Origin of the sequence: Nostoc sp. JL31 (assembly GCF_017114965.1) — a bacterium.
Lineage (GTDB): Bacteria > Cyanobacteriota > Cyanobacteriia > Cyanobacteriales > Nostocaceae > Nostoc > Nostoc punctiforme_A.
On sequence record NZ_JABXKO010000071.1, the window covers coordinates 1 to 21,278 of the forward strand.

At 41.7% G+C, this 21,278-nt stretch carries 19 protein-coding genes and 1 pseudogene; 10 read left to right on the top strand and 10 right to left on the bottom strand.

Features of this window, described 5'->3' with window-relative positions:
- Positions 1-48: 48 nt before the first annotated feature.
- The 4 genes from HWQ43_RS16880 to HWQ43_RS16895 form a co-directional block, all read right to left on the bottom strand.
- Positions 49-558, bottom strand: coding sequence for a hypothetical protein (locus HWQ43_RS16880; protein WP_292736062.1), 510 nt, complete (start codon positions 556-558; stop codon positions 49-51).
- A gap of 82 nt (positions 559-640) precedes the next feature.
- Positions 641-1,261, bottom strand: a complete 621-nt coding sequence (locus HWQ43_RS16885; protein WP_292736065.1) for a hypothetical protein — start codon at positions 1,259-1,261, stop codon at positions 641-643.
- Positions 1,262-1,300: 39 nt separating this feature from the next.
- Positions 1,301-1,447 (bottom strand): hypothetical protein, encoded by a 147-nt coding sequence (locus tag HWQ43_RS16890; RefSeq protein WP_292736068.1) that lies wholly within the window; start codon positions 1,445-1,447, stop codon positions 1,301-1,303.
- Positions 1,448-1,450: 3 nt separating this feature from the next.
- Entirely contained in the window at positions 1,451-2,806 is a 1,356-nt protein-coding gene (locus tag HWQ43_RS16895) for a hypothetical protein (RefSeq protein ID WP_292736071.1), read from the bottom strand.
- A 1,085-nt stretch (positions 2,807-3,891) separates the two neighbouring features.
- On the opposite strand from HWQ43_RS16895, the gene HWQ43_RS16900 reads away from it, so the two are divergent.
- From HWQ43_RS16900 to HWQ43_RS16920, 5 genes are all read left to right on the top strand, one after another.
- A complete protein-coding gene (locus tag HWQ43_RS16900) occupies positions 3,892-5,091 on the top strand; it encodes an ABC exporter membrane fusion protein (RefSeq protein ID WP_292736074.1) in 1,200 nt (399 codons plus the stop codon).
- Positions 5,092-5,182: 91 nt separating this feature from the next.
- Positions 5,183-6,355: an ABC transporter permease DevC gene (devC, locus tag HWQ43_RS16905; protein WP_292736116.1), complete on the top strand. Its 1,173-nt coding sequence runs from the start codon at positions 5,183-5,185 to the stop codon at positions 6,353-6,355.
- A 95-nt stretch (positions 6,356-6,450) separates the two neighbouring features.
- Positions 6,451-7,149, top strand: a complete 699-nt coding sequence (locus tag HWQ43_RS16910; protein WP_292736076.1) for a DevA family ABC transporter ATP-binding protein — start codon at positions 6,451-6,453, stop codon at positions 7,147-7,149.
- 513 nt (positions 7,150-7,662) lie between these two features.
- Positions 7,663-8,598, top strand: a complete 936-nt coding sequence (locus HWQ43_RS16915) for a M23 family metallopeptidase (RefSeq protein WP_292736079.1) — start codon at positions 7,663-7,665, stop codon at positions 8,596-8,598.
- Between the two features lie 121 nt (positions 8,599-8,719).
- On the top strand, positions 8,720-9,259 hold the full coding sequence (locus tag HWQ43_RS16920; protein ID WP_094352554.1) for a late competence development ComFB family protein: 540 nt from the start codon (positions 8,720-8,722) through the stop codon (positions 9,257-9,259).
- A 69-nt stretch (positions 9,260-9,328) separates the two neighbouring features.
- On the opposite strand, the gene HWQ43_RS16925 is transcribed toward HWQ43_RS16920, so the two are convergent.
- Positions 9,329-9,901 carry a L,D-transpeptidase gene (locus tag HWQ43_RS16925; protein ID WP_292736119.1) on the bottom strand — a complete coding sequence of 191 codons (573 nt, stop codon included), beginning with the start codon at positions 9,899-9,901 and terminating at the stop codon, positions 9,329-9,331.
- A gap of 735 nt (positions 9,902-10,636) precedes the next feature.
- Between HWQ43_RS16925 and HWQ43_RS16930 the strand changes: the two genes are divergently transcribed.
- From HWQ43_RS16930 to HWQ43_RS16940, 3 genes are all read left to right on the top strand, one after another.
- Complete coding sequence (locus HWQ43_RS16930; protein WP_292736083.1) at positions 10,637-10,789, top strand: hypothetical protein; 153 nt, start codon at positions 10,637-10,639, stop codon at positions 10,787-10,789.
- Positions 10,790-11,154: 365 nt separating this feature from the next.
- Entirely contained in the window at positions 11,155-11,811 is a 657-nt protein-coding gene (locus HWQ43_RS16935; RefSeq protein ID WP_099101330.1) for a sigma-70 family RNA polymerase sigma factor, read from the top strand.
- A 157-nt stretch (positions 11,812-11,968) separates the two neighbouring features.
- On the top strand, positions 11,969-12,583 hold the full coding sequence (locus HWQ43_RS16940; protein ID WP_292736086.1) for an anti-sigma factor: 615 nt from the start codon (positions 11,969-11,971) through the stop codon (positions 12,581-12,583).
- Between the two features lie 16 nt (positions 12,584-12,599).
- Here HWQ43_RS16940 and HWQ43_RS16945 read toward each other — a convergent pair.
- Positions 12,600-13,066, bottom strand: a pseudogene (locus HWQ43_RS16945) (gamma-glutamylcyclotransferase).
- A gap of 315 nt (positions 13,067-13,381) precedes the next feature.
- Here HWQ43_RS16945 and leuS point away from each other — a divergent pair.
- Entirely contained in the window at positions 13,382-16,003 is a 2,622-nt protein-coding gene (gene leuS / locus HWQ43_RS16950) for a leucine--tRNA ligase (RefSeq protein WP_292736089.1), read from the top strand.
- 1,178 nt (positions 16,004-17,181) lie between these two features.
- Here leuS and HWQ43_RS16955 read toward each other — a convergent pair.
- On the bottom strand, positions 17,182-17,373 hold the full coding sequence (locus HWQ43_RS16955) for a hypothetical protein (RefSeq protein WP_292736091.1): 192 nt from the start codon (positions 17,371-17,373) through the stop codon (positions 17,182-17,184).
- Between the two features lie 255 nt (positions 17,374-17,628).
- Here HWQ43_RS16955 and HWQ43_RS16960 point away from each other — a divergent pair, with 255 nt between their 5' ends.
- The gene (locus tag HWQ43_RS16960; RefSeq protein ID WP_292736093.1) at positions 17,629-18,783 is read left to right on the top strand and encodes an alanine--glyoxylate aminotransferase family protein; all 1,155 of its coding nucleotides are present in this window, start codon (positions 17,629-17,631) and stop codon (positions 18,781-18,783) included.
- A 310-nt stretch (positions 18,784-19,093) separates the two neighbouring features.
- On the opposite strand, the gene HWQ43_RS16965 is transcribed toward HWQ43_RS16960, so the two are convergent.
- The 3 genes from HWQ43_RS16965 to nblR all read right to left on the bottom strand — a co-directional run bounded on the left by HWQ43_RS16965 (position 19,094) and on the right by nblR (position 21,180).
- A complete protein-coding gene (locus tag HWQ43_RS16965) occupies positions 19,094-19,321 on the bottom strand; it encodes a DUF2949 domain-containing protein (protein WP_292736094.1) in 228 nt (75 codons plus the stop codon).
- A gap of 510 nt (positions 19,322-19,831) precedes the next feature.
- Complete coding sequence (locus HWQ43_RS16970) at positions 19,832-20,338, bottom strand: DUF192 domain-containing protein (protein WP_292736095.1); 507 nt, start codon at positions 20,336-20,338, stop codon at positions 19,832-19,834.
- Positions 20,339-20,493: 155 nt separating this feature from the next.
- On the bottom strand, positions 20,494-21,180 hold the full coding sequence (gene nblR / locus HWQ43_RS16975) for a response regulator transcription factor NblR (protein ID WP_292736097.1): 687 nt from the start codon (positions 21,178-21,180) through the stop codon (positions 20,494-20,496).
- Between the last annotated feature and the right edge of the window lie 98 nt (positions 21,181-21,278).

Sequence of the window (21,278 nt, forward strand, 5' to 3'; positions counted from 1 at the left end):
TTCTCCGTATTTACTTATCTTTACATACTTTGGTTTTTTCACGCCAACTTACTTAGTGCTAATTGATTGAAGCTGCTCAGAGCGAAAAATTTGCTGTTGAGAAATTTCTGTTTCTTTATAAATGGTAGGACAGACACAAATCCAATCACTATCTATTGTTTTACCAACAATAATACCGATTGAAGTATTGGGTAGTAAGTAACAGTAAACTTTTAAATCAAAAGATTCTAAATTTTGCAATTTATCACTCAGCATTTTAAATAAGACTTTGATTGTATTTGACCTATTATTCTTCTCATATTTTTTAAAGTCAAAGTTATTAAAAGTTTTTAAATACTCCATTTCTTGCCAGCTTACAATTGTTTTATCAACATCTGTCAATTGTAACCAGTCTTTGAAAATACTCAATTTTAGTATATTAAATTCTCCATATTCAGAGACTTTCCAAACAAATGGAGAAATATATCCACCGTCTTCATGTCCGGGTAAATTAAAATTTGAATTAGGCTCAATAATAACTTCTAGTGTTCCTAGAATTTGCTCTGTTTCTGGCTGCATAGTTTAATAGGTATAATTTAATTTTTTATTGGCGGATATGTTAATATTTGCAGATAGTCTCTATGTTAAGAGAATGACTGATTTAGGAAGATGCTTGTAGCAAAGAAGATTGAAATGGGTGCAACAGAATACCGAGAATTTTATCAACATCATTAATGTAGTATTCAACTATGTCAATGTATGCTGTTAATCCTTCCAACATTAAAAATCGCCAGTTAGTTCCACTAGTGACAACTCCATAGATTTTCTTAACTTCTTGTTGAGTATTTTGATTGAATAATTGGGCAGCTATCATAGTGGCAATACATTGTCCTAAGCCACCTTTGATATTTTCATTTTTCGCCTCAATAATTGTAAGTACAGGTGCTTTAATATAAAACTGTTCTTCAGAACCGCAGAGAATAAAATCACAAAATCCGTTCAATCCTTTACTACTATCTACATCAAAATCTGTTCCAGAAAACAGTGAAATTTGATAATTTAACTGCCGTCTAACTTCCGTAAGAACTGGCATAATTAGTAATTCTGAACGGGCTTTTTCAGTGTTGATGGCAGTTGCTAGTTGAGTATATTCTTCTAAGAGCGTTGTTAAAGTAGCGGAAGGTTGAATAGGCGACACATCTTTGAATAGATTGCGCTTTTCATCAATTACAAGTTGAAACGTTTCTCGAACTTTGGCAAGTGTGAAATCACTGTATGCCATCTGCAACATCCTCAATTATTTACAAGTTATACCAATTCTCTAAAATCCAGCAACAAATTCAAAAACTGACCGCAGAGTATTTTTAACATAAATGTTAATACTTACCAAAATATTTTCTAGGTTGCTGACAATTTGTTCCAATATATTCTTTTCTACATTGGGGATAATTTCAGCCCATTGAGGCATTAATTACACCATTAATGGAGTCAGTTGGCGACTCGTATCCCAAGATGTTGAATTATTTGCCATTATTTCGAGTAAATTATGACTTTCAATAATTTTCATCCAGCTTTCAACATCAACATTTATACCTGCTGGATATAAAATCTCATGCTTGAAATGAGACATTTCATAGTCAACAGTAGATTTGAATGAGTGAGAATTTTCTGGATATTTTGATGCTAAAACTCGCCGAATTTCTCGTAAGACTTTTATCTCATAAAACTCATTTTGTGCCATCATTTCCAAAATATGCACAGGTGTATGAGGATTTTCCGCAACTTTGACTTGAATCCTCTCGTCAGCATTAACAGCTAACTCTGCTAATAAACTTAATTTGAGTTCTTCAGGAGTTTGAGAATTCCGAGCAACAGCTAGTTTTACATACGGATTGGGATATTGTGTCAAATGTTGTAAAATTTCCACTGTAGCTTGAGGATGTTTAGCAATATATTCCAAAAATATTGTCTCATCTTGAAGCCATTCTTGCACGGTCATGCCTTCTTCTAAAGTTTGGAATATCAGTGAAAAATTAGTTTGGCTCTTCAATGCCTCCAAATCAACATTCGCTAACTCAGCTAAAATCCAGGTTGGTGTATTTGGCTGATCCAGAAACAGATACCGCCATTTGTAATTTTTCCAAAGCGGTTTCTCTGTCGCTACTTCGTTAAAAAATCGCTCTAAAATACTAGTTGGTAAATTTTCCCTTCTTTCCAAAAGTTTCTGCTGAGTTGGAAATAATTGATGCAATATTTCTTCCGTTGCATTCCCATGTTCCGCTACAGTTGCTTGTATCGCTTTATCTAGATGTTCTGCTAGCACAGCCAACACATCTGCGGGTGTTTCTGGATTCTTCGCTACCGCTAACTGAATTTTATACACAGCATCCCCAGCCAATTGCATCAGCGTCTCTACTGTCGCTGAGGGATTTTGCGCCACAGCCAACCTGATCCACGCCCAGCGACTCTGCCCCAGCATAGCTAATTGTTCGCTATCGGTGTTCCAGTCAGATGCAACGGAATACTGTCCTTCCACGAGTTCAATTAATGGTGGTGGACAACAGGGATTAAATTTCACCGCTAACCGCACTGCTAATTCTAAATCACCCGCCAACTGTTCCAACACTGCTGACGGCGTTTCTGGCGACTCTGCTACCTGTAACCTCGGTTCTAAAGTTGGTTCTTGCGATAGTCGTTGTAATAATTGCAACCGATAACGCAACGGCATTTGGGGATTTCGCAATCCTTGAATTAGTCGCTCAGATGGAACCCATTCGCTGAGGAAGCAAGGAGGTACAGGCCCGATTTTGAGTAGTTCTACCGCCAATCGGTCGTTTTGCCCTAGCTGACGCTGTTGCAGGATTTCATCAACTGCTTGCTGCCACCCATCTGTTATTTCTCCTGCATAGTTTACGTGTAAACTTGCTGCTTCTGCTACCTGCTCATCAGGACTATTAACTAGAATCTCTAAAAGACTTCGCGGTGTCTGGTGGAAACTGGTAACGGCTAATTACAATGCTACTGACTCTTGCAATAACTGCTCTGGTGCTGACAAAAATCTTTGCAAATCCGATCCGCTAACTGGCTGAAGAGGTTGCATGGCTGTATAACTAAAGCTGATGGTACATTTATACTATAAAGGATGCGTCAAAACTATTGTGAAAGTTTTGTATCCGTATCTTTATAATTCCCAATAGCAAACAGACTTAAATACCCCTCTTCTGTCACTTTCCGTACAGTCAATCTCTGAAAGCTTTATCAGTCAGTCAATACAGGCTTTCCTATTAGAAAAAAATAGGTCTTGTATTTGTTATTAGGAAATAATCTGGCGATCGCTTGCTATACAAAAGCTTTAGAATTCAGAAATGGCAAAAGTTTTCGGAGACTGACAGAAGAGGGATACTGCAATCCTATTTGATTTGTGAGAATTGCAAGCTACAGGTATCCCAATGCGGCTTAGTTAACGTTTTAATCTTTGAATGGGATTATAGCGGTTCTTGGTTGAGTGAGGTACATCATGTCATTAAGAAACACTATAATCATCAAAATTTGACATGAATTTCCACCGATCGTAATCACACCAAATATTTTTTGTTATTTACTTAATTTGATTATGATTGTTGGCGCTGTTACAACCAGGAATTTTAAAACCGTTTACTATACCTGAGTACTTTCATAAAACAAAAGTAGTTTGCTAAAAACATAAACATCTAATTCGCTAGAGATATTCGTTGTTATCGTAGCCAGATAAATCACTTTATCTAAGTAAAATCTCAACAATTTCCAAATTATTTTATGGACTTGGAAGTGATAAATCGACAATCACTGACTCAAGAAGTAGGAATTAGCAAACAAGTACGGAGAAAAGCCTAATCTATTCTTTTTTCTGCGCCACTAGTTAAGAGGTAATCTATGGTGCGAAACTCAAAGCTAGAGTACAGAAGGTTCCCTAAGTCGATTCTGCGTCCATCCGTTGCTATAGGTATAACTGTATCTTTATTGGTTGGCGGAATAAGTTTTTATATAGTAAAACGCTGGCAAAATTATGCAAATCCAGAGGCACAAGTACCAGTAACACAATTACCACAATTAAAAACGGTAACAGCTTTAGGGCAACTCGAACCACAGGGAAAGGTAATTAAACTCTCAGCTGCGGTGTCTGCGGAAGGAAGTCGGGTAGAAAAGTTGTTGGTAAAGGAGGGGGATAAGGTAAAAGCAGGACAAGCGATCGCAATTTTAAACAGCCGCGATCGCCTCCAAGCAGCTTTAAAAGAAGCGGAAGAACAGGTAAAAGTAGCCCAAGCAAACCTAAACCGCACCCAAGCAGGTGCTAAACGCGGTGAAATTACCGCCCAAAAAGCTGCGATCGCTCGTCTAGAAGCCGAACGCCAAGGTGATATTAATGCCCAAGCCGCAACAATTGAGCGATTCCAAGCCCAAGTACGTAACGCCCAAGCAGAAGACGAACGTTATCAGCAACTATATCAACAAGGCGCAATTTCCGCTTCTCAACGGGATAGTAAGCGTTTAAACTTGGAAACCGCCCAAAAAAGCTTGCAAGAAGCCCAAGCACAGTTAAATCGTACCCAATCAACTAGCCAGCAACAAGTCAAACAAGCCACAGCAACACTTGATGAAATCGCCGAAGTGCGCGGAGTGGATGTAGAAGCTGCCAAAGCAGAAGTCAACCGTGCCGTAGCAGCTATGAATCTGGCAAAAGTCAATCTTGAACAGGCAGAGGTGCGATCGCCCCAAAATGGACAGGTATTTGAGATCCATGCCTATCCTGGAGAATTAGTATCAAATGATGGCATTGCAGATATTGGACAAACCAGCCAGATGTATGTCATCGCCGAAGTCTACGAAAGCGATATCGGCAAAGTACATTCAGGGCAGCAAGTGCGAATCTTTGGTGATAACCTCCCAATTGAATTGCAGGGAATCGTAGATCGCAAAGGCTTGCAAGTGCGACGGCAGAATGTCATTAACACAGATCCTGTTAGCAATATCGACAACAGAGTAGTAGAAGTCCACATCCGACTAGATGAAGCTTCCAGCCAAAAAGCCGCCACCTTAACCAATATGCAAGTTAAGGCAGTAATTGAATTGTGAAAATGGCATAGGACATTGGAAATTGGTTATTTTCCATGTCCCCCTTGTCCCCACTCCCCAATCCCTAGTCCCCAACCTCCAGTACCTAATTATGGGATTGCTCAAACAACTGCAACGGCGAACCCCTCTAGGATGGCTGCAACTGAATCATGAAAAAAGCCGTCTTTTAGTGGCATTATCAGGCATTGCGTTTGCTGATCTTTTGATGTTCATGCAGCTAGGTTTTCAGACTGCGCTGTATGACAGTAACACCAGACTACATCGCAGTTTGCAAGCAGACATTGTTTTAACCAGCCCTCAAGCCCGTAACTTGCCAAGCTTGTCTACATTTTCTCGACGGCGACTTTACCAAGCAATGGATATACCAGGGGTGAAGTCAGCAGAACCAATGTATTTCAATAACACAATCTGGAAGAATCCCCAAACACACCGTGAGACTGGGGTGTTAGTTATCGGCTTTAACCCAGACAAGCCAGCTTTTGACTTACCAGATGTTAACCAGCAACTGCAAGCGATCAAAATGCCGGATACCGTCTTGTTTGACCGTGGTGCAAGAGGAGATTATCAAAAAGCGATCGCTCAAATTGACCAAGGTAAAACCCTGACTACTGAAATAGAACGGCGCACAATTACCATTAGTGGCTTATTCCAAGTCGGGGCTTCCTTTGGCTTTGATGGCAACCTGATTACCAGCGATCAAAATTTTTTGCGGCTATTTTCTGGGCGACAGTCGAGCAGTGTCAGTCTAGGTTTGATTCTTCTGAAACCAGGCTATGAACCGAAAAAAGTAGCAGCAATGCTCAAAGCCTACCTCAGAGATGATGTCAGAGTATTAACCCACGCCGAATTTATTGAATTTGAGAATAACTTTTGGAGAACAAATTCCCCAATTGGGTTTATTTTCAGTCTAGGTGTATCGATGGGATTTGTGGTAGGCGTGATCATCGTTTATCAAGTTCTCTCTAACGATGTTAATGCCCACGTTCGAGAATATGCCACCTTCAAAGCAATGGGATATCGCAATTACTACCTGCTAGGTGTGGTGCTTGAAGAATCGTTGATATTAGCAGCACTGGGTTTCTTCCCCGGATTGGGAGTGTCCTTAGTGCTTTATCAACTGACTCGCAGTGCTACAAATTTGCCCATGTACATGACTGCGATTCGGGCATTGCAGGTATTAGTACTGACTATCATTATGTGTACAATTTCCGGTGCGATCGCCACCCGCAAACTTCAAGCCACCGACCCCGCTGATATGTTCTAAAAATTGTCATTTGTCCTTAGTCATTAGTCCTTTGTAGTAACAAATGACTAATGATCAAAGACAAATGACGGTCATCACGAGTAATCGACCTACTTATGACTAGCAAACCCGTCATTTCCATCCAGAATCTCGACCACCACTTTGGTTACGGTTCACTCCGCAAGCAAGTTTTATGTAATATCAACTTAGAGATTAATGCTGGTGAAATTATTATCATGACTGGGCCTTCTGGTTCTGGAAAGACTACCTTACTGACCTTAGTGGGTGGGTTGCGTTCTGCGCAATCTGGTAGTTTGCGAGTGTTGGGACGAGAACTTTGTGGTGCGAGCGCTGAACAACTAGTGCAATCGCGACGCCGCAATGGTTATATTTTCCAAGCACATAACTTACATGGTAGTTTAACGGCACTCCAAAACGTCAAAATGGCTTTAGAATTACACAAACATCTTGGGTTAAAAAAGATGCGAGCTAGATCAGCCCAAATGTTAGAGCAAGTAGGATTAGGAAATCATTTGCATTATTACCCTGATAAGCTGTCTGGAGGACAAAAACAAAGAGTAGCGATCGCTCGTGCTTTAGTTAGTCATCCTCAAATAATCCTCGCGGATGAACCCACCGCCGCCCTTGACAGTCAATCGGGACGAGATGTAGTTAATCTCATGCAAAAACTAGCAAAAGAACAGGGCTGTACCATCTTGATGGTTACTCATGACAACCGCATCCTAGACATTGCCGATCGCATCGTTCAGATGGAAGATGGCAAACTCAAGTCCAAAGTAATACTATCAGCCTAAAGTTAATTAGCGTATTCTCTCACTCAGAGTTGATTTATAAAGTAAATCTTAATTTTGGCGTCGCAGAAACGTGATTCTGCCTTATTATCATAGTTTTTCGGCAAATAAAGCCCTATGATCAGCAAATTTGAAAATATTTATGACTAGTCCTATAGTTTAATTTATCCTCACTGAGTTACTTACCTAGTTTAAGTAATTTCCCCATACCGATTTCAACCTAACAATGTGATATTAGTGTCCAGTTGAAAAAGTGTCCAGTTGATTCCAAGATTTTCTTCAAGTATTATTTATGTAATGAAAGTTAAATTTTATGCTCATTGTCAATGTCATACACCTTGATTATTAAAATTAAGACCAATTTCCTAAAATTACAGATAAAATGATTTGCCCTTGCAATCCATAACTACCTGGAGAATTTCCGAAAATTTATGGTTATCGGCTTCAAACAGGAAACACTAGCGATAATAAGCTAATCTATTTTCCAATACAAGCAAGGGTTTTTTTGTAATTCTTATGATTATTGAGAATAGCACTAGTAGTTCAAACAAAAATTTGCTCGGTTTTGATGTCAAAACTTTGACAGCCAATTGCCGTGGAATAAATCTGTTAAAGGGAATATTTGCTGTTCTCCCGATCGCCTTGGCATTGCCTGTAGATGCTTTGCAAGTAAAGGTGACTCCAACGAATCCGAAATTAGGGGATACACTCTCGGTGGAGATTAATTTAGATAATCCAGAGAATGGTAAAAATCCAACCGTAGCCAGTGGCAAGAATACATACCCAGCCTTTGAAATTGCGCCCAATCAGTATCGGGCTTTTGTTCCCACAACTCCATTAGAAAAAGCTGGAACTAGAACACTTCGGGTTGCAGGGGATAGTCAAGTGCAAAACTTGGCAGTGAATGTGCTGAATCGCAAATTCCCCGTACAACGCATTACTTTGCCACCTGGCAAAGCAGGAGTGGATGCCACAGAGTATGAGTTGAAGCGTGTGGCAGCTTTTAAGGCGCTACAAACACCAGAAAAGTATTGGAATGGAGTATTCCTGAAGCCAAATGCAGGGCGGATGAGTACAAACTATGGTGTACGTCGCTACTATAATGGTACATTTGCAAAGGACTACTATCATCGTGGTCTTGACTACGCTGGTGCTGCCGGTTCACCGGTAATTGCCCCAGCCTCTGGGCGAGTTGCTTTGGTAGGTAGGGTATCCCAAGGGTTTCGGATACACGGCAACGTAGTTGGCATTGACCACGGTCAAGGAGTAACCAGTATTTTCATGCACCTGAGTCGTATTAACGTTAAAGAAGGTGATTTTGTAAAAGCTGGTCAACTAATTGGTGCAGTAGGTTCAACAGGTGCAGCCACGGGGCCACATTTACATTGGGGTCTGTATGTCAACGGACAATCTGTTGATCCAACACCTTGGCGAACTAAGGTCGTTAACTAGTAGAGGCAGAATTGATCCTGTCTTTGCACAATTTGTGTATTTTTTGCTGAGAATTAGGCAAAATAAATTGGATTGATACCGTCCCTACCTTGCTTGGCCAACATAAATGATGATAAGCGTTATGAGTATCGAAAAAATTGTAGAACAAGCTCTCCAGGATGGTTATTTGACACCAGCAATGGAAGCAGAAGTCGGTAGAATCTGTGATAACGCCTCGGAACTCTCAATCGAAGAGTATATGGCGTTGGATCGGCTGATGGGTGCGCTATTGACTGGTGAGGTAGTGGCGGTACCGCGCAAACAATTCATTAACGTTATGGAAGAATTGGTGCTGACAGAAGCGATCGCACGAGTCGCAGAAATTGAAGCCACCAGCGAAAGTTCTTTAGATGTCGGGGATATTGCTGCTTACGCCCTCAATCGGCTACCACCTTTGTATGCTACTACAGAAGAGGGTGCTAACTTCCAGCGGCAAACGGCTCAGGCACAACTGCAAGACTTAATTTCTCAACAAATAAGTGAGGCGATTAACCGTTACCTCGATCGACCCGATTTCTTCCCAGAACGGCAAGCCTTGGGTAAAAATACTGGTAATGAGGTTGTACGCCAAGTTAGTGCTTTACTCCAAACATACGCACCTAACTTTGAGCAAAAATTATAATTTTAAGAGTCATTAGTCATTAGTGATTTGTTTTAGACAAAGGACAAAGGACTAATGATTCTTAATTAATTAATCACGTACTAACACTTTTGTCCCTAAACTCACTTGTTCATATAACAATCGGACATCAGAATTACGCATTCTCAGGCAACCGTGGGATACAGCCGTTCCTACCAGGTCAATATCCGGTGTGCCATGAAAGCCAATTTCATTCCGTCCATCTGACCAAAAACCAATCCATCTATCTCCCAAGGGACTATCCGTACCAGCCTGAAATACTTTACCAGTAATCGGGTGACGCCAGATTGGATAGTGTCTCATGTGGATCACCTGGAAAGAACCTGTGGGCGTTTCCCAACCTTTCTTACCGACAGCAATCGGGTAGCTGGCTATCACCTCATCTCCTGCATATACATAAGTGCGGCGATCGCTTAAATCAACCACCACTTGCGTCTTGGCATTTGCTAGCCTATTAGATGGTATTTGTTGAGCTGAAGCCTGAGACCATAGACCTTTTGGCCAACTATCCGCAACTGGATTTTGTCTTTCTACTTGCGCCACTAGCCGTGTCTGAGTTGGTAAATCGCTTGCTTTAGCTACATTATTCTTAATGGTTTTTTGGGGCTGCGTTTGAGGCTTAATAGTAGAAGCCTTCCCAACATTCGCTTTCGCTGTATTATTCTTAATTATTTTCGACTTAGTTTGAGACTTCAGAGCAGAATACCTGAGTGTCGAAGCCCTACGAGTAGTTGCTTTTACTACATTCTTCTTAATTATTTTTGACTTAGTTTGAGACTTAATAGCAGAGGACTTTGGTGTAAACGTCCCGACAGTTGAGCCTTGGGTAACTTCATCAGGTGGCACAGATCCGCCCAACGCAATTTCCCCTAAGCTCACTTGGGAAAGATTCTTGTAGACTCCCTCTGGGCGGCTTACCTTAAGATCGGTTCGGGTAGAATCTCGCCGCATCGAAGTAGATGCAGATTTTTCAAACTGCCGTTCCGCTGTAGTAATGCGCCAATGGACAGCTAAGGATAAAAATGCTGTGCCAAAACAAAGCAACATTACCATACGCCCTACAGATTCATTTCTTACCATTGCCATCGCCTATTGTTTATCCCTGACATATTCAGCCGAGTAATTGGATAAGTTCATCATCCGATTATCAAAAATTTATCAATACTTATCATTTCCGCTATAAATCTGCCAACACCTCTGGGCAAACTAAGACTATACGAATTGTCCCAGTGGCAAAACTCCAAGTGAGCAACCTCATTCCTCAAAAGTTCTGAGGGTCGTAAGCTTCTCCTCGGACTTTTTAGTGGAACTCTTGAAATGTAGCAATCAATCATTAATGGTGTAGGTGGATGAAAAACCATGTTTGAAAAACTATTGCTAGCGGTAACAATTACATTTTCCCTCAATTTCTTTTTTCAAGTTCGCGTACCAGAGCAACATAACTCTAGTACTGCCTTCGGGCCACAATCAGAACAATCAGCAACTATTCTGGTAACGAAATCAAAAAATTAAATCACCATCTTAGCAATCACAGCAACCTAACTTCCAGAAATTATTACCCGAATTTTAAAGGTATCAAGAAGTTAGAATTACAAAATTTTATCTTCATTTTTATAGCCAAATTGAATTATTTTTATCAAGCGTATATACCCAGTTGCTAAAAGTACTCAAATGTGCATCGTGTTGCGCCTTTGTTAGTTGATGGGTCTTGGGCAACTATGGGAGCAGTATAAGGAAAAGTGGCTCTGCTTATTGCTATAAATGTATCCAAAATTGTCTGCTTCAGTGTTCCAGTCATAAATCCGTCACCTGAGCATGGAACTTCTGTCCCATTAGCAGGTCTAATAGATAGGGATGATTTAGAGCCAGTACGATCTATGAGTCAATCGATTACTGTATCCTGGTCAACGGTTGATGCAAAGTATCCAGAAGCATCAGTGCAAGTTGACAAACTCCCTAACCACGATTTAATTTTGCGCTGTCAAGCGGGACTGCGACCAGATCGTGCTGCGTTTGCAGAACTATTACGCCGCTATCAAAGTCAAGTCGATCGAGTTCTATACCACCTGGCTCCAGATTGGGCTGACAGAGCCGATTTGGCTCAAGAAGTTTGGATTCGAGTGTATCGGAATATTAACCGATTACAAGAGCCTGCTAAATTTCGGGGCTGGTTAAGCCGCATTGCCACCAACTTGTTTTACGACGAGTTACGGAAACGCAAACGGGTGATGAGTCCTTTGTCACTGGATGCTCCCCGTTCCTTAGAGGACGGCGAGATGGATTGGGAAATCGCTGGCGATACCCCAGGACCAGAGGAAGAACTGACAACTAGAGAATTTTACGAGCAATTGCGGGAAGCGATCGCCGATTTACCAGAAGTTTTTCGTACTACCATTGTCCTCAGAGAAATCGAAGGCATGGCTTATGAAGAAATTGCCGAAATCACTGGAGTTTCTCTAGGAACTGTGAAGTCAAGAATAGCCAGAGCTAGATCGAGACTGCAAGCCCACTTGCAGAATTATCTAGACTCCTAATTTACAGTATCTTGCCTCTGTCCAATGGCAGAATTTAAGCATAGATTAAGAATTACTAGAAAGACGTAGATTATTTCTGCCTTTAGGAGGAAAATTGGCTAATTTTCCCGAAATTCCCGCCCAGTTTACCCGTGAATGAATTGGTAATAATGTTAAGATGACTACTGATTCTCAGTTTTACGACCGTTCTCCTTTGCAACTTCCTCAAGATTTGTCAGATGGGATGGCCAAGCATACCAACGAATCAACGGGTCTTATGGATATGGTGAAGCGCGATCGCTTCGAGTTATTGAGTGCTTACCTCGATGGTGAAGTCACAGGCACCGAACGCAGGCAAGTAGAAGAATGGCTAGCAAATGATGCCTCAGTTCAATGTTTGTATGCCCGACTGTTAAAGCTGCGCCAAGGCTTGCGGACGCTCCCAGTGCCAGCAGCCCAACAGTCGCCAGAAGAGACAGTTCAGCAAGTATTGTCACGTTTGCGCCGCCGCTCTCATTTAAACTGGATGGTGGGGAGTGCAGCCGTTGCTGCTTGTGCGATCGGTGCAATATCTGGCTTAGTAGGTGGTGGGTCGATGGTGCCGCAACTGGCACAACGACCACAAAGAGAACCTATACAAACGTCCTCAGCGTCTATAGTTCCCCCTTCGCCGCTGATGGTGGGGCTAAATAACCCGGTAATTGAAATTCCGAAAGCAGTAGTAGCCTCTCCAGAAAATTCAATTTATCAGGTACAGCCGCAAGGACACGACCCCAAACAGGACATAAACTAATCGCAAAGTTAACAGTTTACAGTTGATAACTGGACTTTGGGGTTATACCACAGCCGCTCCACCAGCCCCCAGGTTGGAGGAAGCCACCTAATCGATCAACTTGCTCTAAAGTCATTAAATAGTCATTAAATAAACCCAAGCCCAACCCAGAGAGAGCGACTGTGGCTCATAAACCTCGATAATTTGTCGATTATAGAGGTTTTCTGGCGTTTGTCTATTGGGCTGGTAATCTTCCAGCACATCTAGCTCATTTAAAATCTTTGGGTGGGAAAAAGAAAGTAAATATCCGTAAACTTGGCTATCCCCTAGCGTCATCGCTGGGTAGCCCATTGGCAGAGCAAATAATTTGCCTTGTACAAGAGCTATTTTGACATCAACGACTTTGCCAGCACAGTATCTTTTATAGTTAGCTTCACCTGGTTTGAGCGTGCCGTAGACAAAAACCCTCACCAAATCAGACAATTTTATATTTGATTTAACCATTTAAGGGACTTCCAAAAAATAAATTATCCCAAATTATTTGTAGATTTGTAGGGGCGCAAGACCTTGTACCCCTACCTTCGCGGAGCGTCCCGCAAGGATGGGATGTTTTTTTTAACTGAAAGTCCCTAAACCTTCATCAAATAATTCTTGCGATATCTGAAAGGGTCGCAGTTTGAGCATAATTAGGCTGCTCCTCAACCGCACTGATATATATAAATCTGTGAGTAGTTGACCTACAATATTAGATTAACCTGCTATGTTGACATAGGTAGGTTGACATAGTAGGTAGACGTAGACCCAGTAGGAGAATTTTTGGTGGATTCCCGATATAACCCAGCAGCAATTGAGGAAAAATGGCAAAAAACATGGGTAGAACTTGGCTTAGATAAGACATCGACAGTTAGCAATAAGCCAAAATTCTACGCTCTTTCCATGTTTCCTTATCCATCGGGCAGCCTACACATGGGTCACGTCCGTAATTATACGATTACCGATGTGATTGCCCGCCTCAAGCGAATGCAAGGGTATCGGGTAATACACCCAATGGGTTGGGATGCCTTTGGCTTGCCAGCAGAAAACGCTGCCATTGACCGTGGTGTACCGCCAGCAAAGTGGACTTATCAGAATATGGCTCAGATGCGGCAACAATTGCAGCGTCTTGGTTTATCCATTGATTGGGAATGCGAACTTGCTACCTGTTCACCAGATTATTACAAGTGGACACAATGGATTTTCTTGCAGTTTTTGCAAGCAGGGTTAGCTTATCAAAAAGAAGCAGCTGTAAACTGGGACCCGATCGATCAAACTGTACTGGCAAATGAGCAAGTTGATAACGAAGGACGTTCTTGGCGGAGTGGGGCAATAGTTGAGCGCAAATTATTACGCCAGTGGTTTTTCAAGATTACCGACTACGCTGAAGAATTGCTCAATGACTTACATAAATTGACAGGTTGGCCGGAACGCGTCAAGTCGATGCAGGCAAACTGGATTGGCAAATCTACAGGCGCTTACTTGGAATTTCCCATCATTGGGATAGATGAAAAAATCGGCGTGTACACCACACGTCCAGATACCGTTTATGGTGTCAGCTACCTAGTGTTAGCACCAGAACATCCCTTAACAAAGCGCGTCACCACAAAACAACAACAAGCAGCGGTAGAAGCCTTTATTAAAGAGGTTTCCCATCAAAGTGAGTTGGAACGTACCTCTGAAGATAAACCGAAGCGGGGTATCCCCACAGGTGGTAAGGCAATTAACCCATTCACAGGGGAAGAAGTGCCGATTTGGATTGCTGACTATGTACTGTATGAGTATGGTACTGGAGCGGTGATGGGTGTACCAGCACACGATGTCCGGGATTTTAAGTTTGCCAAAAATTACGATTTGCCAGTTGATTTTGTCATTGTTTCCCCAGATGATGTTGAAGGTTTTGACTTAACCCCAACATCAGACATTGATGAAGTCACACAACTCATCCAAATTGAATATAACCAGGCATACACTGAACCAGGAATTTTAATTAATTCTGGGGCTTTTACTGGTATGACCTCCACAGATGCTAAACAAGCAATAATTGAATACGCCGAACAACAAGGTTTTGGTAAAGTGCGGGTGCAATATCGCTTGCGGGATTGGTTGATTTCGCGGCAACGTTACTGGGGCGCACCGATACCTGTAATTCACTGTCCTAACTGTGGGATAGTACCAGTTCCCGAGCGAGATTTGCCGGTACAGTTACCAGAAGAGGTGGAATTTACTGGACGTGGCGGTTCACCTTTGACTCAGTTAGAGAGTTGGGTAAATGTACCTTGTCCAACTTGTGGCACTCCAGCGAAGCGGGAAACCGACACGATGGATACTTTTATTGATTCCTCCTGGTATTTCTTGCGCTTCCCTGATGCTAAAAATGAACACCAAGTTTTTGATTCCAGTAAAATAAACGACTGGATGCCAGTTGATCAGTATGTGGGTGGGATTGAACACGCGATTTTACATTTGTTGTATTCGCGGTTCTTTACTAAGGTTCTGCGGGACAGAGGCTTGTTAAATTTTGACGAACCTTTCCAACGCCTGTTAACTCAAGGTATGGTGCAGGGTTTAACTTACCTAAATCCTAAGAAGGGTGGTAAAGATAAATGGATTCCTTCTAATCTGGTAAATTCAGCCGACCCGCGCGACCCCCAGACAGGCGAACCGTTGCAACGTCTCTATGCCACCATGTCTAAATCAAAGGGCAACGGTGTAGCGCCAGAAGATGTAATTTCCAAATATGGTGTAGATACAGCGCGGATGTTCATTTTGTTCAAAGCGCCGCCAGAAAAAGATTTGGAATGGGATGAAGCCGATGTGGAAGGACAATTCCGCTTTTTAAATCGGGTTTGGCGTTTGGTGACAGATTATATTGCTGCTGGGGTATCCCGTAAAAAAGCCCAACTCGCTGATTTAACTAAGGCAGAAAAAGAATTGCGGCGGGCGATTCACACGGCGATTCAAGCTGTGACAGAAGACGTAGAAGACGAATATCAATTCAACACGGCTATTTCAGAATTGATGAAGTTGAGTAATGCCTTAACTGATGCCGACGGCAAAAATTCACCAATTTACGCAGAAGGTATTCGAACTTTGGTGGTTTTACTAGCACCATTTGCACCACATATTGCTGATGAATTGTGGCATTTATTGGGTGAAAGTGATTCAGTTCATACTCAAACTTGGCCATCGTTTGACCCAGTTGCTTTGGTAGCTGATGAAATCACTTTAGTGATTCAAGTTATGGGTAAAACTCGCGGCTCAATTCAAGTACCAGCACAAGCAGATAAAGTAGCGTTGGAGAAATATGCCCGTGAATCAGAAATTGCCCAACGTTACATCGAAGGCAAAGAGATTAAAAAGGTAATTGTAGTGCCTGGAAAGTTGGTAAATTTTGTAGTTAGCTAAGTACAGCTTTGCGTAAAATCGTGGCGAATTGAGGGTTGAAATTTAAACACAGATGCGCTTCTCTACGAGACGCTACGCGAACGTCTTGCCGCAGGGTCGGGGCGCAGAGAATTCGCTACGAATTATTAATGAAATGTTGTACTTAAGCCAATACGCTTGGGTTAGCGCCAAAAACCTTAAGTTGTGTAAGTTGGGGAGCCACTGCGCCCTTGCGGTTTCCCGACTTGTCCGCGCAGCGCGTCTCCCCTTCTGCTTTTGGAAGAGGCTAGCGCAAAGGGAGAAGCAAGTGGCGTTTGAGGAACGAAACCTAACATTTTCATAGCTTTGTTGGGTTGCGCTTTGCTTCACCCAACCTTGTATCTTAGAAATAGTAGTAGACCGTCCCAACCTTGGTCAAGAAAAACCGTTGCCAAGAAAACTAATTTGTGTGGTACGTCCAGTCACTTAAAAGTTTTGACGAAACGCACAAATTTTAAAGTCGCTAAGTATATGTTGTCACAATACTTATATCTGTAGTTTATTTCTCTGCTATATGTGTATTTAAACACATATGTATAGCCGTCCAGAGAGTTTAACTATTTTATTTATACACAAAAAAGCGCTTGAGAGTTTTGCTCACTCAAGCGCTTTTCCGTAAAAGCTTATACCAACTCACTCGTTTGATGCAACATTTGAAATCTGTAACACTCCCTGAGGAGAGAGTATTACGGGGATAACTTGTGACAAACATGTTGTGAAATGGTATCACTCCTTGCACTAACTAAGAATATCTCTTTTGCAAGAATACCGGGGATCTAGTGAGTGACAGTTTATGAACTGAACACTAGTTAAAAACGACTCACCGTGAATAGTAACTAAGGAGACTCAGCACGATTGTAGCAATTTTGTAAGTATAGTATAAAAACTTATAGTTTATTAGTGTAGGCGTGGCCCACCATAGCCATCACTTCCCACTAAGTGCAGTATCAAAAAGTGCAGCAATTAGTAGCATATATATCTCAACCTCTGCGTCAAATTAGTCGCTACCAAATAAGCCAGAAAGGTCTTGGATATTGGCATCGAAGGGATTTCGACTCAAATAAATCATAGATGAAGGTATTTTTTAGAGAATTGAAACCCAAGAACAAATCTTCGACCCAATATAGATTGAAAAGTTTGGGTTGGGTATCTTCTATCTCTTAGCAAACGGTGACAGCCAATTCTTCCGTATAGTGTAGGGGGTTACTTCTTTCGTAGAAGCAAAACACAGCTTTTTCACCGAGAATTACTGCGATGTTCAAAACGATTTCGCGTTTTTCTATAAAAACAACTGAGATATAGATAGACGTTTCATCCTTGGCTAAAATAGCCGTTCGCTTACGAGCAGACACCTTAACCTGGCGTCTAGGTGTGTGGTAAGATTGCCTTGGAACAGAGGTTTTCTTTGACTTCGAGTCTGGTATAAATTGCAAAGGTCAAGCTGACCGATCATTAATTCCCACGATACTTTTCCTATAAATTTGGAAAATATACAACAAGGCTGGTAACGATCTGAGTGGAATTTGTAGATGAATATCTAGGATTTACTATCAGACTTAACCAACTTCCAACAATTTTGACTTTTATTTGACTTTTAGGATAGACACATGAACGATAAGCTGATGCTGATGATTCCAGGCCCTACACCAGTGCCAGAAGCTGCCTTACTGGCATTAGCCAAGCATCCAATTGGACACCGGACTAGTGAATTTAGCAATATATTGGCAGAGGTGACAGAAAATCTCAAGTGGCTGCACCAAACTCAAAGTGATGTGCTGACGCTGAATGTGAGTGGTACGGGTGCTGTAGAAGCAGGTATAATTAATTTTCTCTCTCCAGGCGATCGCATTTTAGTTGGCTCTAATGGTAAATTTGGCGAACGCTGGGTAGAAGTTGGCCAAGCCTACGGTTTGAATGTAGAAGAAGTTAAGGTGGAATGGGGAAAACCATTAGACCCCGCAGTATTTGCCGAAAAACTCCAAGCAGATACTCAAAAGCAAATCAAAGCTGTAATCATTACTCATAGCGAAACCTCGACGGGTGTGTTGAATAACCTAGAAACCATCAACCGCCACGTTAAAGAACACGGTGAAGCTTTGATTATCGTTGATGCCGTCACAAGCTTGGGTGCATTCAATCTACCTGTAGATGCTTGGGGCTTGGATATAGTCGCCTCCGGTTCTCAAAAAGGTTATATGATTCCGCCGGGATTGGGTTTTGTCTCTGTCAGTCCCAAAGCTTGGGAAGTTTACAAAACTGCGAAGCTACCGAAATATTATTTGGACTTAGGCAAATATCGCAAAGCCACAGCCAAAAATACAACTCCATTTACTCCGCCTGTGAACTTGATCGTAGCGTTACACACCACGTTACGAATCATGAAAGAAGAAGGCTTAGAATCAATATTTGCTCGACATGAACGGCTGAAGAATGCCACCCGCGCTGCCATTAAAGGGTTAAATTTACCCCTGCTTGCAGCAGATAATTCTGCTAGTCCGGCGATTACAGCTGTAGCACCGCAGGGAATTGAACCGGATAAGATTCGGTCATTGATGAAAAAACGCTTTGATATTGCCCTCGCTGGTGGTCAAGACCATTTGAGCAATAAAATTTTCCGTATTGGTCACTTGGGTTTTGTGAGCGATCGCGATATCCTTAGCTGCATAGCATCCTTAGAAGTTACCCTCACAGAACTTGGCTACGAAGACTTTACCCCTGGTTCTGGTATAGCCGCAGCTGTTAAAGTGTTTAGTCAGTCCTGAGTACTAAATCAAAAAAGCGAGTTAAATTATCAACTCGCTCTTTCAATTTGTATATAGAGTAGCAACCTTTGCATAAGCTAGAGTTGATGTGACATACCTCAATTCTCTTAAATGACACCAAGTTGCCCTAGATAGTATTATTTGCTTTGAAGAAAGCCCACTGTATCTTTGACACCAAACAAGACTAACTTTGGCAACTTAGTATCATCTCAAATTGGTATAAATAGTATTGTTTGATATTTTGCTAATAGGTATTTGGTAGAAACTTTTTATCCAAAGTCTAAAATCTACAATCCAAAATCGGTATATTCTACGCCGTCTCCAGCCAATCATAAATTTGTTCTAATTGCTCTAGAGTAACTAACCCATATTGCCAAAGAATCATGGCCAAAGGGCCTGGGTCTTGCTCCCGATGCCGAAGCGCCACCGCTAGTGATGCTGTGGAAATTGCCAAATCTTCTTGCAAAAAATGAATCAGTCGAGAATATTTTGATGGTGACATTTGTATCTCACCTCCTTGTGCAGAATGTATTGTCATATATCAGTTCACCATTACTCGGTAGACAGTAGCCAGTATTTCATCTGTCACTGTGCCGTTATCGGCCATACACCCCAGCACAGTTTTTGTTAATCTGCCTTTAAAAGAGGCTTCCCATAGAAGGTCTGAGAAATAAAAATTCTCATACAGATCATCTGCTAGATTATTAAGCAGTATTTTTACTTAATTAAATTGGCTTCATCTTATTTACCTTTGTGTTTTATTTATTTACACAGGTAGTAATAAAGATTCCTTAGCCTATACTCTCTTATTGGCGACTATTTACACTTACGCCCAAGGGAATATTTTTGAGACCAAACCTGAAGACTGTGATTTCAGGTTTGAGACAGTAGAATTTTACATTATTACCACAGTTTTTAAATAGTAGCGTTACAAGTGCTGTTTTACCACACAAAGTGACATTTTTTACAGAAAAAACATATATTTCGACCGTATAGGCTCTCAACCGAGTAATTACCCAAATTTTTATCCCCGCAAAGCACCGGAGTTTCAAAATTCAATTTTGAGAATATCGCCCACTTTCAACTTCAATTCGGCAGCTCTTCCAGCACGAAGTTCAATCACCTTATCAATTGGTGTATTAGGCCCATAGGTAGGACAAGGCTCACTTGTACAAGGAGGTGCAGCAACCTGAATATATTTCACTACACCTTTATGTAGAAATACCATATCCAGGGGTACTGGTACATTCTTCATCCAGAAACTGACTGGTTGTGCTGAAGGGAACCCAAACAGCATCCCCCGGTCATCTGGTAAAGCTGGTCGATACATCAATCCCATCGCTTGCTGTTTTGGCGTCTGTGCTACCTCTAATTGAATCGTTGTACCATTAGGCACAATGGCTTTAGCAGAAATTGGTAGTTTTTGACCTAAACTCTCTGGTGCTGGAGTTTTAGAACCAGAGGTGGGGCTAGGAGATTTAGCAGTTGTTGGCACAGAACAACCCATCAGAAAAATACTCAGCACTATCGAGAGCAAACTTAGCCGACGAGTCATATAGCTTTTCGATTTTGTAATTTAGACTTCAATTTTACAGTGTTGTAGCCAGAAAAATCCCTTGGATAAGAGGCAGCAGCAGCACCCAAAGAAAGCATTCCCAGTCTGAGGCTAGGAAAGAGGTAAGGAGATAAGCAAACTCCCGCTACAGTATACTAAGATTCTCTTAAAACGTATCCTACGCCTCGCACTGTTTGAATGAGGCGCTTTTGACCTTCATCTTCGATTTTTAGCCGCAAGTAACGGATGTACACTTCAATTACATTTGACTCACCCAGAAAGTCGTAACCCCAAACATTTTCTAGAATTTGTTCGCGGGTTAACACCTCACGGGGATGTTCCATTAAGAATTTTAATAGTTCAAATTCCTTCATTGTCAAGTCAATTGGTCGTCCGTTGTGTATGGCACGGCGAGTTGCTATGTCTAAAATTAAATCTCCAAAGCGTAATTGCTCTGTGGTATCCACATCGGGTTTCAAGTAGAGGCGAATCAACTTCAAAAAGTCTTCTGAGCGGTAAGGTTTGAGGATGTAATCATCCGCTCCAGCTTCTAGACAAGCTACACGATCGTCAACTGTATCCCTTGCCATTAAAATCAATACAGGCGATCGCATACCAGTGCTTCTCATATTTTTGCACAATGAGAGTCCTGATTCTCCTGCTAACATCCGGTCTAAAACAATTAAAGCAGGCTGGCGATCGCGACAGTGTTGTAAACCACTCGTTGCATCATGAGCCAAAATTGATTCATAACCAGCTTCTTGCAAATCGCAAGTAAGCTGATTTGCAAGGCTCTCATCGGTTTCAATCACCAAAACACAAGGACTTTGAGCAACTGTCATAACAATTTGGGATATTGGATTTGGGATTGTAAAGATATTCCAGAGAAAATCTTTACATCAGTTATAAAGTGCAATTACGAGCTTTTAGTGATGTAGCA